General features: G+C 60.6%; 13 protein-coding genes. All 13 read left to right on the forward strand.

Annotated features, from left to right (window positions below):
* Window positions 1-63: 63 nt before the first annotated feature.
* The 13 genes from NFS22_RS09485 (at window position 64) to NFS22_RS09545 (ending at window position 14,819) form a co-directional block, all read left to right on the forward strand.
* A complete protein-coding gene (locus NFS22_RS09485) occupies window positions 64-1,539 on the forward strand; it encodes a sodium:solute symporter family protein (RefSeq protein WP_251317534.1) in 1,476 nt (491 codons plus the stop codon).
* On the forward strand, window positions 1,511-3,166 hold the full coding sequence (locus tag NFS22_RS09490) for a sensor histidine kinase (RefSeq protein WP_251317535.1): 1,656 nt from the start codon (window positions 1,511-1,513) through the stop codon (window positions 3,164-3,166). Before NFS22_RS09485 ends, NFS22_RS09490 begins: the two co-directional genes overlap by 29 nt.
* A complete protein-coding gene (locus NFS22_RS09495; RefSeq protein WP_251317536.1) occupies window positions 3,156-4,547 on the forward strand; it encodes a sigma-54-dependent transcriptional regulator in 1,392 nt (463 codons plus the stop codon). The genes NFS22_RS09490 and NFS22_RS09495 overlap by 11 nt, the downstream gene beginning before the upstream one ends.
* Before the next feature lie 191 nt (window positions 4,548-4,738).
* Entirely contained in the window at window positions 4,739-5,506 is a 768-nt protein-coding gene (locus NFS22_RS09500; protein ID WP_251317537.1) for a LamB/YcsF family protein, read from the forward strand.
* Window positions 5,507-5,542: 36 nt separating this feature from the next.
* Window positions 5,543-6,793: an NRAMP family divalent metal transporter gene (locus NFS22_RS09505; RefSeq protein WP_251317538.1), complete on the forward strand. Its 1,251-nt coding sequence runs from the start codon at window positions 5,543-5,545 to the stop codon at window positions 6,791-6,793.
* Window positions 6,794-6,864: 71 nt separating this feature from the next.
* Window positions 6,865-7,605 (forward strand): 5-oxoprolinase subunit PxpB, encoded by a 741-nt coding sequence (gene pxpB / locus NFS22_RS09510; protein ID WP_251317539.1) that lies wholly within the window; start codon window positions 6,865-6,867, stop codon window positions 7,603-7,605.
* Entirely contained in the window at window positions 7,602-8,543 is a 942-nt protein-coding gene (locus NFS22_RS09515) for a 5-oxoprolinase subunit C family protein (protein WP_251317540.1), read from the forward strand. The genes pxpB and NFS22_RS09515 overlap by 4 nt, the downstream gene beginning before the upstream one ends.
* Before the next feature lie 50 nt (window positions 8,544-8,593).
* Window positions 8,594-9,418 carry a putative hydro-lyase gene (locus NFS22_RS09520; RefSeq protein ID WP_251317541.1) on the forward strand — a complete coding sequence of 275 codons (825 nt, stop codon included), beginning with the start codon at window positions 8,594-8,596 and terminating at the stop codon, window positions 9,416-9,418.
* A 138-nt stretch (window positions 9,419-9,556) separates the two neighbouring features.
* Window positions 9,557-10,567: a LacI family DNA-binding transcriptional regulator gene (locus tag NFS22_RS09525; RefSeq protein WP_251317542.1), complete on the forward strand. Its 1,011-nt coding sequence runs from the start codon at window positions 9,557-9,559 to the stop codon at window positions 10,565-10,567.
* A gap of 76 nt (window positions 10,568-10,643) precedes the next feature.
* Entirely contained in the window at window positions 10,644-11,987 is a 1,344-nt protein-coding gene (locus NFS22_RS09530) for an MATE family efflux transporter (protein WP_251317543.1), read from the forward strand.
* A gap of 88 nt (window positions 11,988-12,075) precedes the next feature.
* On the forward strand, window positions 12,076-13,278 hold the full coding sequence (locus tag NFS22_RS09535; protein WP_251317544.1) for an AGE family epimerase/isomerase: 1,203 nt from the start codon (window positions 12,076-12,078) through the stop codon (window positions 13,276-13,278).
* Between the two features lie 28 nt (window positions 13,279-13,306).
* Window positions 13,307-14,161 (forward strand): MurR/RpiR family transcriptional regulator, encoded by an 855-nt coding sequence (locus tag NFS22_RS09540; RefSeq protein ID WP_251317545.1) that lies wholly within the window; start codon window positions 13,307-13,309, stop codon window positions 14,159-14,161.
* 10 nt (window positions 14,162-14,171) lie between these two features.
* Entirely contained in the window at window positions 14,172-14,819 is a 648-nt protein-coding gene (locus tag NFS22_RS09545) for a YesL family protein (RefSeq protein ID WP_251317546.1), read from the forward strand.
* Window positions 14,820-15,081: the final 262 nt, after the last annotated feature.

Raw genomic sequence — 15,081 nt, forward strand, 5'->3', positions numbered from 1 at the left:
AGACACAGAAAAAAGATGACGGGCGGCGGCAGGGGAATTGGTGCGCCGCCGGGGGGAGGGGCTATGAGCAAAACAATGCTGTATCTGGGGTATTTCTGCCTGTATTCGGTGGTGCTCCTGATTATTGGAAAGAGCAGCCTTCGGGACGAGAGCACACCGGAGGACTATTTTATCTGTGAGCGAAAGGTGGGAACGCCCCAGAGTGTCTGCACCTTTACGGGCACCTGGGTATCGGCCATTACCATCCTCAGCCTGACGGGCAGCGTCTACGAGGACGGGCTGGCGGTACTGTTTTACTCGGTGATTCCCTGGTTTTTGGGGGCGTTTCTTCTGGCGCTGGTTGCCAGAAGGCTGTACAGCAACGGGATTATCACAATTCCGGAGTTGTTCCGGGTGAAGTACGGCTCCAGGGTGCTCCAGGCCATCTACGCTGTGATTATCATTGGGGTCTATGTGTTTTACCTGGTGTCCCAGTACAAGGGCTTTGGTATGATTTCTGCGGCACTGTTTGATATCCCCTACCCGGTCGGGGTGGGGATGGTCTATCTTTTTATTCTGTACACCACCTTTGGAGGCTACCGCTCGGTGGTCCGGACTGACGTATTCAACCTGATTTTGCTGGTGGTGGGGCTGGCGGTGCTGATGGTGTCCATTCTGTCACAGGTGGGCGGGTTCGGGGCGCTCTATGGGCAGGCCGTCCGGATGACGGGCTACTCCGCCGCCGGGATGTCTGTACAAAGCGACCCGCTGCTGGCCCCCTTCGGGGGGCGGTACACGCCCCTGGTCAGCCTGAGCATGTTCTGGGGCTGGGGGCTGGGGCTGGCGGCCAATCCCCAGTATCTGGTGCGGATGCTGGGGGCCAGCAGCAGCCGGGACGCCCGCAGGACGGTGCTCTATTCCCTGGTGCTGCTGTTTGCCATTTACTTTGCCCTGATCCATATTGGTCTGGGGATGCGGGTGCTGGTGCCTGAGCTGTCCAGGCCGGTGGATACCGACGGGATCATTATCCAGCTGATTAACAATGAGCTCTACGGCCCCTGGAGCGGATTTTTCCTCTTTGCCGTCTTTGGGGCCTGTATTTCCACCGCCAACTCCCAGCTGCTGCTGATCGCCTCCTCCTTTTCCTACGATCTGGCCAAGGGGCTGGCCCACAAGGAGCTGTCCGCCAGCCGTGTGGTAAACCTGGGGCGGCTGGCGGTGCTGGGCGGGGGGACTCTGGCCATGCTGCTCACCCTGAATCCCCCCCCTTTCACCCTGTCCTACGGGGGAGACGTATGGGGTATTTTGGGCATTTTGCTCTTTCCGCCGCTGTACGGCACACTGCTGTCCAGGCGGATCACGCGCCGGGGGGTGTGGGCCTGCCTGATCGCCGGAGGGCTGGCCATTGCGGTGCTCTACCCGCTGTTTTACCGGGGGATCTTTACCGCCCACCCGGCCATGTTTGCCATGCCTTTGTCCACCGCGGCAATGATAGGGGTCTCTCTATGGGACGGGAAGGAGTGTGCTCGGGATGAAGTGGAAGATCAGCTCCACCATTGAAAATAAGATTCTGTTTCCCTTTGTCTGCATCAGCATGATAACGGTGCTCTGCTTCTGCGCCATCCTGTACCGGACGGAGTACGATGTGAAGCTGCGCACCGAGACTCTCAACGCCGGAGCCCTGGTGGAGTATATCAACGCCGACATTGACGCAGGGGAGGGCTGGCAGTCCCCCCGGGATCTGCTGGAAAAGTACGCCGGCGGCTACCGGGGGGACAGCCTGTTTCTCTACGACGCCCAGGGACAGCTGCTGTTCAGCCGGCGGCCACTGGGGGACGCGGAGCTGGTGCTGGAGGACAGCCAGGACAACCGCCTGAGCTGGCGGGTGCTCTACGCCCTGGACCAGCGGGCTGTCCGCCTGGAGTTTATTGAGGAGCAGCGCTATATGATTCTGGCCGCAGTGGCCATGCTGCTGATAATCGTCCAGGCCAGCGTGTTTATTGCCTATCACATCTCCTCCCCCCTGCGGCAGCTGAGCCGGGTGTGCACCCTGGTCAGCCGGGACCCGGGGGCCTCGGAGGATCTGGCGGTGGAGTACACCCGCCGCCGGGACGAGACCGGCCAGCTGGCCGCCGCCTTCCAGGCCATGCTGGACAGCCAGCGGCGGTATACCCGGGAGCTGACCCAGGTGAAGGTGCTCAACGAGAGCATTGTGGCCAATCTGCCTCTGGGCGTGGTGGTCTATGACCGGGAGGGCCGGGTGGTGCTCCAGAACCTCCAGGCGGATGGACTGTTGCAGCGCGTTGAGGAGCGGGACGAACAGGGGCGGGACCTGGCCGAGCTGCTGGCTGAGCTGGTGCGGCGGGACCCGGTGCTCCCCTCCCCGGTGCGGTTGTACGACCGGACAGGCAAGGTGCGGGACTGCGAGCTGGGGGCCTGGACGCTGCACAGCGGCGACGGCGACGGCTGGGGCACCCTGTGTACCATTGACGATGTCACCTATAAAAAGCATATGGAGGAGAAGCTGAGCCGGGAGGAGCGGCTGGCCTACACCGGCAGGCTGGCCGCCGACGTGGCCCACGAGGCCCGCAACCCCCTGGCGGGCATCCGGGCGGGATTGCAGGTACTCTCCCCCAAGCTGACCCAGGAGCGGGACGCCATGCTGTGCCGGGAGATGGTGCGGGAGGTGGACCGGGTGAACCTGCTCATTGAAAACCTGCTCAACCTGTCCCGGCAGCGGGAGAGTGAAAAGACCACCGTCAGCCTCAACGCCTTGGGCAATGAGCTGATGATGCTCTACTTTAAGGTGGCGGAGAACAAGGGCATTGCCCTGACAGTGGAGATGGAGGGGGAGCTGTGGCTCTTTGCCGACGAGCAGCAGCTGCGGCAGATCCTCATCAATCTGATTAACAACAGCATCAAAGCCATGCCTGACGGCGGGCAGGTCATCCTGACGGGGAGGCCGGCGGCGGACGGGGTGGCGGTGACGGTGGCGGACAGCGGCGGGGGCATGTCGCCGGAGAAGCTGGATCGGGTGCTGAGCGGGCAGACGGGAGGACTGGGCCTGTCCATTGTCCAGCGCCTTCTGGAGCAGAACGGCGGCAGCCTGAATATCCGGAGCGTCCCTGGCCGGGGCACCCAGGTGACCCTGACCTTCCACGGAACAGGAGGAGACCATGAAGTATAAGGTTTTAGTGATTGACGACGAATTTTTGCTGCGCATGACCCTGGAGAGCGGCCTGTCCGACCGGGGCTACCAGGTGGAGGTAGCCGGAGACATCCGCCAGGGCGTTGCCCTGGCGGAGACCTTTCATCCCGACGTGGTTTTGCTGGACAACCGGCTGGGCAGCGACCGGGGGCTGGACCACATCTCCGATTTCCGGCAGCTGGACGAGGAGGTGCAGATTATCCTGATGACCGCCTACGGCTCCGTATCCCAGGCGGTGGAGGCCATGAAGCTGGGGGTGAGCAACTATGTGCTCAAGCCCTTTGACCTGGATGAGATCGACCTGATTATCCGTCGGGGCATGGAACAGCTGACCAACCGGCGCACGGTGGCGCTGATGCGCAGGCCCAACCGGGAGCTGATCGGCGTCAGTCCAGGCATCCAGCGGATCCGGCAGAATATCCGGGTACTGGCGGAAAATGACAGCGTGGATGTGCTCATCTTTGGCGAAACTGGCACCGGCAAAGAGGTTGTGGCCAACAACATCCACGACGGCAGCGCCCGCCGGGACAAGCCCCTGGTCAAAATCAACTGCGGGGCCATCCCGGAGACTCTGCTGGAGTCGGAGCTCTTCGGCTATGAGAAGGGGGCCTTTACCGGGGCGAACAAGACGAAAAAAGGCCTGATGGAGCTGGCCAACGGCGGAACGGTCTTTCTGGACGAGATTGGAGAGCTGCCTTTGCCCATGCAGGCCAAGCTGCTCACCTTTCTGGAGGACCGCCGCTTTAAGCGGGTGGGGGGGCTGCGGGATATCGAGGTCAACGTCCGCATTGTGGCGGCCACCAACCGCAACCTGGAGGAGGAGGTGGGCAGGGGCGCCTTTCGGGAGGATCTGTTCTACCGGCTGAACGTGATGCAGATCTACATACCGCCCCTGCGGGAGCGGCCTGAGGATATCCCCGCTTTGTGCCAGTTCTATCTGGAACAGTTCAGCCTGAAGTTCAAAAAGTCCTTCCAGGGCATTGAGCCGGAGTTTTTACGGACCATGGAGCGCTACGACTGGAAGGGAAACGTACGGGAGCTGCGCAATGTGATGGAGCGCTGTGCCCTGTTCAGTGGGGGCGAGCTGCTCAGCGGGGCGGAGTCCGGGCTGCGGCTGTCGGGACAGAGCTGCCCGGCGTCGGGGGAGGGCTTTCCCCTGCGGGACCTGCGCCAGGGGGCCATTGACCTGCGCCGTGAGGTGGACGCCTTTGAGCTGGCCTACATCAGGCGGGCCATGGAGCTCACCGGAGGGAATCTGTCCCAGGCGGCCCAGCTGCTGGGGGCCACCCGCTTTACCCTGAAACGCCGCCTGGACGGCGAAGAACCGGACAAGGACCGAAAGACAACGTCCGGCACATAAAACCTGAACGCCTGGCTGTGCAAAAACGCACAGCCGGGCGTTTTTGCACCAGGAATTTTTTGTATGCTCCTTTAAAAATTAGAAAATATGACAAAAACAAGGGGAATATCCGCCAAAAAATCCGGAGCGCCGGGTTGGCATAAAGATTGCTTGTTATTATGATGAGTTTGTTTTAAAGGAGGAAACGCACTATGTACAAAGTAGATCTCAACAGTGACCTGGGTGAAAGCTTCGGCGCCTATACCATTGGTATGGACGAGGCGGTTATCGCCCATGTCTCCTCGGCAAACGTGGCCTGCGGCTATCACGCGGGTGATCCCCTGGTGATGGACAAGACCGTTGCCGCCTGCAAGGCTGCGGGCGTGGCGGTGGGAGCCCACCCCGGCTTTCCTGACCTGATGGGCTTTGGCCGCAGGAACATGGTCTGCTCCCCCAAGGAGGCCAAGGCCTACATCCAGTACCAGATGGGCGCGCTGCTGGCCTTCACCGCCGCCCACGGCGTAAAGCTCCAGCATGTCAAGCCACACGGGGCGCTGTACAACATGGCCGGCAAGGATATGGACCTGGCCATGGCTATTGCTGAGGGCATTGCCAGCGTGGACAAGGACGTAATTTTGCTGGGTCTGGCGGGCAGCAAGATGCTGGAGGCCGGAAAGCAGGCGGGGCTGCGGGTGGCCAGTGAGGTCTTCGCCGACCGCGGCTATCAGGCTGACGGCTCTCTGGTGCCCCGGTCCAAGCCCGGCGCCATGATCCACGACAAGGACGAGGCCATTGCCCGCACCATCCGCATGGTCACCGAGGGCAAGGTCACCGCCATCACCGGCGAGGAGGTCTCTATCGACGCCCACTCCATCTGCGTCCACGGCGACAACCCCTCTGCGGTGGAGTTTGTCAAAAACATCCGCGCCCGCCTGGAGGCCGAAGGGGTCGCCATCGCTCCCATCGCGGAGATCGTGTGAACGTAAAAAGAGAGAAACATTTTTGGAGGTACTTAAATGAGTAACGAGAACAAAAAAGACACCAAGAGCATGTCGGTGCTGTTGGGCGCGGCCTTCCTGATGGCCACATCCGCCATCGGCCCCGGCTTCTTGACCCAGACGTCTAAATTTACCGCCCAGTATCTGGCTTCCTTCGCTTTTGTTATCGTATGTGTGGTTATCATGGACGTAATTGCCCAGACCAACGTCTGGTCCGTCATTGGCGCTTCTGGCCTGCGCGGTCAGGATATTGCCAATAAGATGCTGCCCGGCTTGGGTGTGTTCCTGGCCGTTCTGGTCTCCATCGGAGGCTTGGCTTTCAATATCGGCAACGTGGGCGGTGTGTCCCTGGGCCTGAACGCCCTGGCCGGTATCCCTGAGAAGGTAGGTATCATTTTGGCCGGCGCACTGGCTATCTGCATTTTCCTGTCCCGTAGCGGCAAGACCCTGATGGACAAGGTGGCCCAGATCATGGGTGCTATTATCCTGGTGGTGATCCTCTATGTCTGCATTACCTCCAGGCCCCCCGTGGGCACTGCCGTGATGCGTGTGTTTACCCCTGAGAATCCCAAGGACTTGTTTGCTCCCATGATTACTCTGCTGGGCGGCTCCTGCGGCGGCTATATCACCTTCTCCGGTGCGCACCGTCTGCTGGATGCTGGTTACGGCGGTGAAAAGGATGTGGCCCACTTCCGTAAGTCCGTGTTTACCGGTGTGGGTGTGTCCGCCACTGTGCGTATCCTGCTGTTCCTGGCCGTTCTGGGCGTATGCACCAGCGGCGCTACCGTTTTGACCGATGTGGCTGAGACCATTATTGGTGCCAGCAACCCCGCAGCTGAGGCGTTCCGTCAGGCTGCCGGTGATATCGGCTATCGCCTGTTCGGTCTGGCCCTCTTCGCCGCTGGCACCACCTCTGTTATCGGCGCGGCCTACACCTCCGTCTCCTTCCTGAAGACCCTGAATCCCTTTATCATGAAAAATGAGAAGTGGTTCATCGTGGGCTTTATCGCCTTCTCCACCCTGGTCATGGTGCTGGTGGGCAATCCCGCTGAGGTGCTGATCCTGGTGGGCGCTCTCAACGGTTTGATTCTTCCCATTTCCCTGGGGATCATCCTCATTGCCAGCCGCAACAGAAAAATCGTGGGCGACTACAAGCACCCCATTGCCCTCATTGTTCTGGGCGTCATCGTGGCTCTGGCCGCCGCTTATCTGGGCGGTACTACCTTCGTAACAAATATTCAGAACTTCATTAAGGCCATTTCGGGCTGATTCTATCCATAACACTGCCGGGCGGGCCGTACTCGGCCCGCCTTTACCCCTAAAGAAGAAAGGAGCCGCCTATGGCTGACGTCAGATTTCTGCTGACGGGCGATACCTCGGTGTGCGTGGAGTTCGGCAACGAGATCAGCGAGCCCATCAACGCCCAGATCCGCGCCTTCAACATCGCCCTGAGCAAAAGCGACATCCCCGGCATCGTGGAGACGGTGCCCACCTACCGCTCACTTATGGTCCACTACGACCCGGAGGTGATTCGGTACGCCCTCCTCATGGACAAGCTGAAAGGACTGCTGGGCCAGCTGGACAAGATTACCATCCCCCCCAGTGAGGTGCTGGAGATTCCTGTTCTCTACGGCGGGGAGGAGATGGGCCCCGACCTGAAATTTGTGGCCGAGCACGCGGGCAAGACGGAGGAGGAGGTCATCAAAATCCACACCTCCACCGAGTATCTCATCTACATGCTGGGCTTTACCCCCGGCTTCACCTATCTGGGCGGCATGGACGAGTCCATTGCCACCCCCCGGCTGAAAACGCCCCGGGTGAAGATTCCCGCCGGTTCGGTGGGGATCGCCGGGTCTCAGACCGGGGTGTACCCCATAGACTCCCCGGGCGGCTGGCAGCTCATTGGCCGCACCCCTGTGCGGATGTACGACGCCAGCCGGGAAACCCCCATCCTGCCCCAGGCGGGCCAGTATATCAAGTTTTACGCCATTGACCAGGGGGAGTTTGACAAAATTGCCGCCCAGGAGGCGGCGGGGGGCTACGCCGTCAAGCGCCACCCCAGGAAGGAGGGCGGCAAATGAGTATCACCGTATTGAATCCAGGCCTGCTCACCACCGTTCAGGACCAGGGCCGCATTGGCTACCAGCAGTTCGGCGTGTCGGTGTCCGGGGTGATGGACCCCCGGTCCGCCGCTCTGGCCAACATCCTGGCAGGCTGCGGCCAGGGGGAGGCCGTGCTGGAGTGTACCATGATGGGTCCTCAGCTCCAGTTTGATAAAGGCAATGTAATCGCCATCACCGGCGGTGACCTGGGCCCCACGCTGGACGGCAAGGCCATCCCCAACTACCAGGCTGTGGCCGTCAAGGCAGGGCAGGTGCTTAAATTTACCGCCCCCAAGGCGGGGTGCCGGGCCTTTATCGCCTTTACCGGCGGACTGGATATCCCCGTCACCATGGGCAGCCGGTCCACCTACATGAAGGCCAAAATCGGCGGCTATCAGGGCCGCAAGCTGGAGAAGGGGGATGTCATTGGCTTCCGCGCCCCTGTGGACACCCTGCCCCGCATGGAGGACCGGGTGCTCAGTCCCGAGTTTGTCCCCAAGCCGGTGTATACCCTCCGGGTTGTGATGGGTCCACAGGACGACTACTTTACCGATTCAGGCATTGACACCTTCCTCAGCCAGACCTACACCGTCACCCCTGAGTTTGACCGCATGGGCTGCCGCCTGGACGGCCCCGCTATCGCCCACAAGGAGGGCGGCGACATCATCTCTGACGGTATCGCCTTCGGCGCCATCCAGGTGCCCTCCGCCGGTACGCCCATTATTATGCTGGGCGACCGCCAGACCACCGGCGGCTACACCAAAATCGCCACCGTTATTACCGCCGACTTCCGCATCCTGGCCCAGCTGAAAGCGGGGGACAAGGTGCAGTTTGTCAAGGTTCCGGTGGAGTACGCCCAGGGCCTGCTGCTGGCCCAGCGCTCCGCTTTGAAGGCGCTGAGCCGGATCAACGCTTGAAGCTGAAAAAGGCCCCGTTCACAAGGGGCAAAAAAACAAGGAGGTACATCATGGCATTTGATATCACCCCCTATGTCGACATGAAGCCGTCCGAGGTGCGCAAGCTCATTCGGGAGGGCGTGATCGACTTCCCCACCGCCGGCATGTGCCGGGGCTACGCCCAGGCCAACCTGGTCATCCTGCCCCCGGAGTACGCCGCCGACTTTGAGGAGTACGCCAAAAAGAACCCCTTCCCCTGCCCCGTTCTGGAGATCATCAAGGGTACCCCGGACACCCACGACATGGGGGAGGGGGGCAACATCTGCTCCGACATTCCCCGCTACCGGGTGTATGAAAACGGCGTGTTCACCAAGGAGCTCACCGACGCCTCCGACTACTGGAAGGAGGGCTATGTGGGCTTTTTGATCGGGTGTTCCTTCTCCTTTGAGGAGGCCCTGATCCGGGAGGGCATTGAGGTGCGCCATATCGCCCAGGGCCGGAACGTGCCCATGTACAAGACCAATATCCAGACGGTGAAGGCCGGGCCCTTTGAGGGGCCCATGGTGTGCTCCATGCGTCCCATGACCCCGGAGAACGCCAAAAAAGCCTACGACATCACCGTAAAAATGCCCAACGTCCACGGCGCCCCTGTCCATATGGGGGACGCCGCCGAGGTGGGTGTGGCCGACGTGATGAAGCCCGACTATGGCGAGGCGGTGGACATCTACCCCGGCGAGATTACCGTCTTCTGGCCCTGCGGCGTCACACCCCAGGCCGCTGTGGAAAATGCCAAGCCCCCCATTGTCATCACCCACGCCCCTGGCCACATGTTCATCACCGACGTGCTGAACACCCAGCTCAACGACTATCTGGAGGCCAAAAAGCAGAAAAATTAACACAGAATCCCGCAATTTAAACCGCGGTCCTCCGCCGGGCGCGCCATGCCCCGGCGGAGGACTTTTCCCTTGAACCGCCCCCGCCTTCATGCTATACTTGTGCTGACCATTTTCCCAAAAGGGACAGGAGGGAAGGGCATGTGGGCGGAAGGCAAGGTGCGGATTGTGGATATCGCCCAGGAGCTGGGGGTCAGCACGGCTACAGTGTCCAACGTGATCCACGGCAAGACGCAAAAGATATCCCATCAAACCATCAAACGGGTGCAGGAAAAGCTGGAGGAGCGGGGCTACATCCCCAACATGGCGGCCACGCTGCTGGCGCAGAACAACTCCCGCATTATCGGCGTGGTCATCAAGGACCACGAAAAGTATGAGGGACAGCTGCTGATGGACCCCTTTATCTCCTCGTCCCTGAATTTTCTGGCTGACGAGATTGAGAAAAACGGATATTTTATGATGGTAAAAAAAGCAAAAAACATTATGCAGTCCGTTAAATTCGCCTCCATGTGGAATATGGACGGCATGGTTCTGCTAAGCTTCTGCGCCGATGAGTACCAGCAGCTGCGCGACCGAATCCACATCCCCTTTGTGGTCTACGACGGCTATTTTGAAAACGCGGGCAAGATCTGCAACCTCCAGATTGACGACCGGGACGGCGGGCGGCAGATGGGGGAGCACCTGCGGGAGCTGGGACATAAAGCAGTGCTCTGTGTGGCGGACAACCGGGAGTGCATGGACCTGCGGCGCTATAAGGGGCTGTGCGATGGGCTGGGCTTCCAGGCGGATTTTTGGCAGATTCCTTTGCGCAAGCAGGAGCGGGACCGCTTTTACCGCCAGCGGCTGGAGCGGCTGCGCCGGTACAGCGCCATTTTTGCGGTGTCGGATATTTACGCGGTGGACCTGATGAGTTTTCTCCAGCGCTCAGGCGTACAGGTCCCGGAGGAAATTTCTGTCGCCGGCTTTGACGACAGCCCAATCTGCGAGCAGGTCTCCCCGGCCCTGACCTCCGTCCGGCAGGACGGGGCCTATCGGGCCCAAAGGGCCATTCAGCTGCTGAAGCGGATGCGCCGGGAACCGAAGTTCTCCGGGGATTTCCTGACCTCCGTTCAGCTGAAGCCCAGGCAGAGCACTGCCCGGTTACGTCATTAACCCGGCAGGTTATGTGATTAACCCTTGATTATCCCCGCTTTCTCCTCCATAATCGGGTGAGAAAGCGGGTGATTTTATGGAGCAAAGGGCCTTTTTCAAAACGGTGATCGGAATTGCCGTTCCGGTGGGACTGCAATCCATGCTGCAATCCTCCTTCGCCATGATCGACCAGCTGATGGTGGGGCAGCTGGGGAGCAGGGCGGTGGCGGCGGTGGAGGTGGCCGGCAGGCCGGCGTTTATCTTCTCAATGGTGCTGGGGGCGGTTGCCGCCATTACCGGAATTATGATCTCCCAGTATCTGGGCATGAAGAACGAGACAATGGCGGACCGGAGCCTGTCTGTCAATCTGGCCGCAGTTACGGCGCTGGCTGGGCTGTTCACAGCGCTGTGCCTGCTGTTTCCCCAGGGAATCGTCCGCATTTTTGTGGAGGACGACCCGGAGATTATCGCCCTTGGGCGGGGCTATCTGGTCCGGATTGCCTGGACCTACCTCCCTATGGGGATTGCCTCCATTTTGTCTGTGATGGTCCGCTGTATGAATCGGGCCTCCTGGCCCCTGTACGCCGGCATCTCGGCGGCTGTGGTCAATACGGCTTTGAACTACGCGCTGATTTTCGGGCGCTTCGGCTTTCCAGCCCTGGGGGTGACGGGGGCGGCGGCGGCCAGCGTGATCTCGCAGCTGGTCAATGTGCTGATGATCGCAGTGATGTTCTATCGGGCGCGGGGGAGACAATTCCGCTTTTCCCTGGCCCTGGGAAAGCCGGGCTGGCGGCAGTTTGCCGGGATGCTGCTCCCCATTCTGGTTAACGAGTTTCTCTGGAGCGTGGGGCAAAATGTGAATACATTCATCTATGGGCACATTGGAACCGGGGAGCTGGCGGCTATGTCCCTGACCGGCCCGGTGCAGGGGCTGTTTATTGGCGCTCTGGGCGGCGTGTCCCAGGCGGCGGGCATCCTGATTGGCAAACGGCTGGGAGCCGGGGAGTATGAGCAGGCGTACCGGGAGTCCAAAACCCTGATGTGGTACGGCCTGGCGGGGTCGCTGGTCCTGTCGGCCCTGCTGATATGGCTGAGGCGGCCCTATGTACAGCTCTACAACGTGGAGCGGCCAGTGCAGGAGATGGCGGCCGGGCTGCTGCTGGTGTTTGCCATTCTGGCCCCGGTAAAGGTGGCCAACATGATTCTGGGCGGCGGAATTATCCGCAGCGGCGGCAAGACCGCCTGCATTATGGTAATCGACATGATTGGCACCTGGCTTGTGGGCGCGCCGCTGGGGCTGTTTACCGCCTTTGTGCTACACATGCCCATTGAATGGGTCTATTTGATCCTGTCCCAGGAGGAGCTGGTCCGCCTTTTTATGGGAATCATCATCTTCAAACGGAGAAACTGGATGAAGTCCCTCTCTCCCGGCACAGAATAGGATTGCATATTGCACAAATCTATGATACAATTCCACTGCTGTAATCTCCCTCATAGCCAAATTTGACCGGATAAAGGAGAAATCGTTTATGGATCAACAGAAATTGCGGGACGCCCAGTCCTGGGTCAAAGAGGAGCTGGACCGCTCCGCCGCCTTCTGGCTGGAGCACGGCATGGACCGCGAGCACGGCGGGGTGTACACCTGCCTGGACCGGAAGGGCGAAATTTATTCCACCGACAAGAGCGTGTGGATGCAGGGCCGATGCGGCTGGATTTTCGCCTTTTTGTGCCACAATTACGGGGTGAAACAGGAGTGGCTGGAGGCCTCCAGAAGCTGTTTGGACTTTATGGAGCAGCACTGCTTCAACCACGAGGCCGGGGACCGGATGTACTTTACCGTGACGGCGGAGGGCAAGCCCCTGCGCCAGCGGCGGTACTACTTCTCCGAGGCCTTCTGCGCGATAGCCAACGCCGAGTACTACGGCGTAACCGGGGACAGGTCCCGGCTGGAGCGGGCCCGCCAGTGCTATGACCTGTACTGGGACCTGAGCCAGGGCAGGCCGGACCCCGTGGGCATGGGGCCCAAGACCATTCCCGAGACCAGGTCGGGCCGGGCCTTCGGCACCCCTATGATTATCCTCAATGTCACCGGCGTGCTGCTGCGCACCGACCCGGAACGGAAGGCCCTCTATGAACAGCGGGCCCGGCAGTGCGTGGACGATATCTTTAAGTACCACGTCAAGCCCGAGCTGAAATGCACCCTGGAGAACGTGGATGTGGACGGCTCCCCACGGCTGTACTACACCGAGGGCCGTACCGTCAACCCCGGCCACGATATCGAGGGGGTGTGGTTCCTGCTGGAGCACGCCCAGCGGACGGGGGACAGGGAGCTGGTGCAAAAGGCGGCCCAGATGTTCGATTGGGCCATCGCCGCCGGCTGGGACGAGGAGTACGGCGGGCTGCTCTACTTCACCGACTGCCTGGGCAAGCCCCCGGAGGCCTATGAACACGACATGAAGCTGTGGTGGCCCCACAACGAGATTCTGATCGCCTCCATGATGCTCTACCGGGATACGGGAGAGGAGAAGTATCTGGATTGGTTCTACAAAACGGCGGACTACTGCAAGGCCCACTTTGCCGACCCGGAGTACGGCGAGTGGTACGGCTATCTCCGCCGGGACGGCCTGCCCACACAGCCCAGTACCAAGGGCAGCACCTTTAAAGGTCCCTTCCACATGCCCCGGAGCATGATTCTGGTGGACAAAATGATTGACGAGATTTTGGCGCGGTGAATTCGGCCGCCCCTGCAGGAGGTGCCCCGTGGAGAAAAACATCCTGGCCCAGATGCTGCAAGAGTATGACAGCTTTACCCGGTCAGAGCGGAAGATTGTGGACTATGTGCTGGAGCACCAGAAGGAGACCCAGTACATCAGCATCACCGACCTGAGCGCGGAGTGCGAGGTGGCGGTGTCCACTGTGTCGCTGTTCTGCCGGAAGCTGAAGCTGGCCGGCTTTAACGACTTCAAGCTGGAGCTGGCCCGGGCGGCTCTGCCCGCCGGGTCCAACGTGAGCCAGCTGACGGGGGAGATTCTCCCGGAGGACACCCCGGGGCTGGTGATGGGTAAGGTGCTCCACACCGTGCAGGAGGAGCTGAACAACGCCTACCACATGCTGGCCGCCCCCTCGGTCACCCGGGCGGTGGACCTGCTGCGGGGGGCGGGACAGGTGATCTGCCTGGGCCAGGGCAACCACTCGGTGGTGGCCCTGGCGGCCTGGGCCCAGTTTTCCACCACCTCTCCCAAGTTCAAGACCATTCAGGACTCCCACATGCAGGCGGTGATGCTGTCCACTCTGACCCGGGAGGATGTGGTGCTCTACTTCTCCTACTCCGGGGCCACCCACGAGGTGCTGGAGGCGGCGGAAATCATCCGCAGCCGGGGGGCCAGGCTGATTCTGGTGACCCGGTATCTCAACTCCCCGGCCAGCGCCTACGCCGACACTGTTTTGCTGTGCGGACCCAACGAGCAGCCCTTTCAGTTTGGCTCCTCGGCGGCCCTGATTGCCCAGCTGTATGTGGTGGAGGTGCTGCTCAGCGAGTTTGTTCGCCGGGACCCGGAGGGGGCGGAGCGCAACCGCCGGTCTGTGGGCAAGGCGTTAACCCAAAAGTGCGTGTAAGGAGGCTGCGGTGGGAGAGTTTTTCAACCCCGAAAAGGGGATATGGGCCTGGCTGAGCACGTTGGTGGATGTGGTGGGGCTGTCCATTTTGTGGATTGCCCTGTGCCTGCCGGTGGTGACCATCTGCCCGGCCACGGCGGCGCTGTACTACACCGTGGTCAAGTGCGTCCGGGGACGGGAGAGCGGGGCCTTTGGGCACTACCTGCGCTCCTTCCGGAACAACTTCAAGACAGGACTGAAAGCGGGCCTCATTGCCATCCTGGCGGCGCTGCTGCTCTATGGGGGACACAATATTGTCCGCTGGTACGGGACGCGAATCGGGGGCATGGCCTACGTTTTGTATGTGACCTACTACTTTGTCCTCATCCTGCCGGCGGGGGTGCTGTGCTGGCTGTCCCCGCTGCTGGGGCGGTTTGACCGCAATGTGAAAAGCCTGTTTCTTACCGCCGCCCAGCTGACCATTGCCCATCTGCCCAGCACCGTTGTTGTGGTGCTGCTGACGGCTCAATCGGCGGTGTTTTGTATCGAGCGCTGGTGGCCGGTGGTGTTTCTGCCTTCGATGGCCATGCTGCTGGTCTCACTGTTTACCGAGCGGATCTTTCAAAAATATTCCCCGGAGCTGGCCCAAAAGGAGCCCGGAGAGCAGGTGGAAGAATAGAAACATGTCCGAAACGTGCGCAAGTCGTTTCGGGCATATTTTTGCTGGCGGTTTATTTAGGGCAATGCTTATAGCGGGTTTCAAAATTTCTGAAACCTGAGCTGCAGGGGTGGCCTGTGGCCGCCCGCAGAAACAAATGGGCCTGGCTGTAACAGAGGGACGGCCAAAGGCCGCTCCTGCAGAACAGGCCCTCTTGTTATTTCGGTGAATTGCTCTGGAGGATATAGGACAAATTGTGGAGCATAGAGTGAATTGGAATATT

Origin of the sequence: Flintibacter muris, assembly GCF_943192995.1 — a bacterium.
Classification (GTDB): domain Bacteria; phylum Bacillota; class Clostridia; order Oscillospirales; family Oscillospiraceae; genus Lawsonibacter; species Lawsonibacter muris.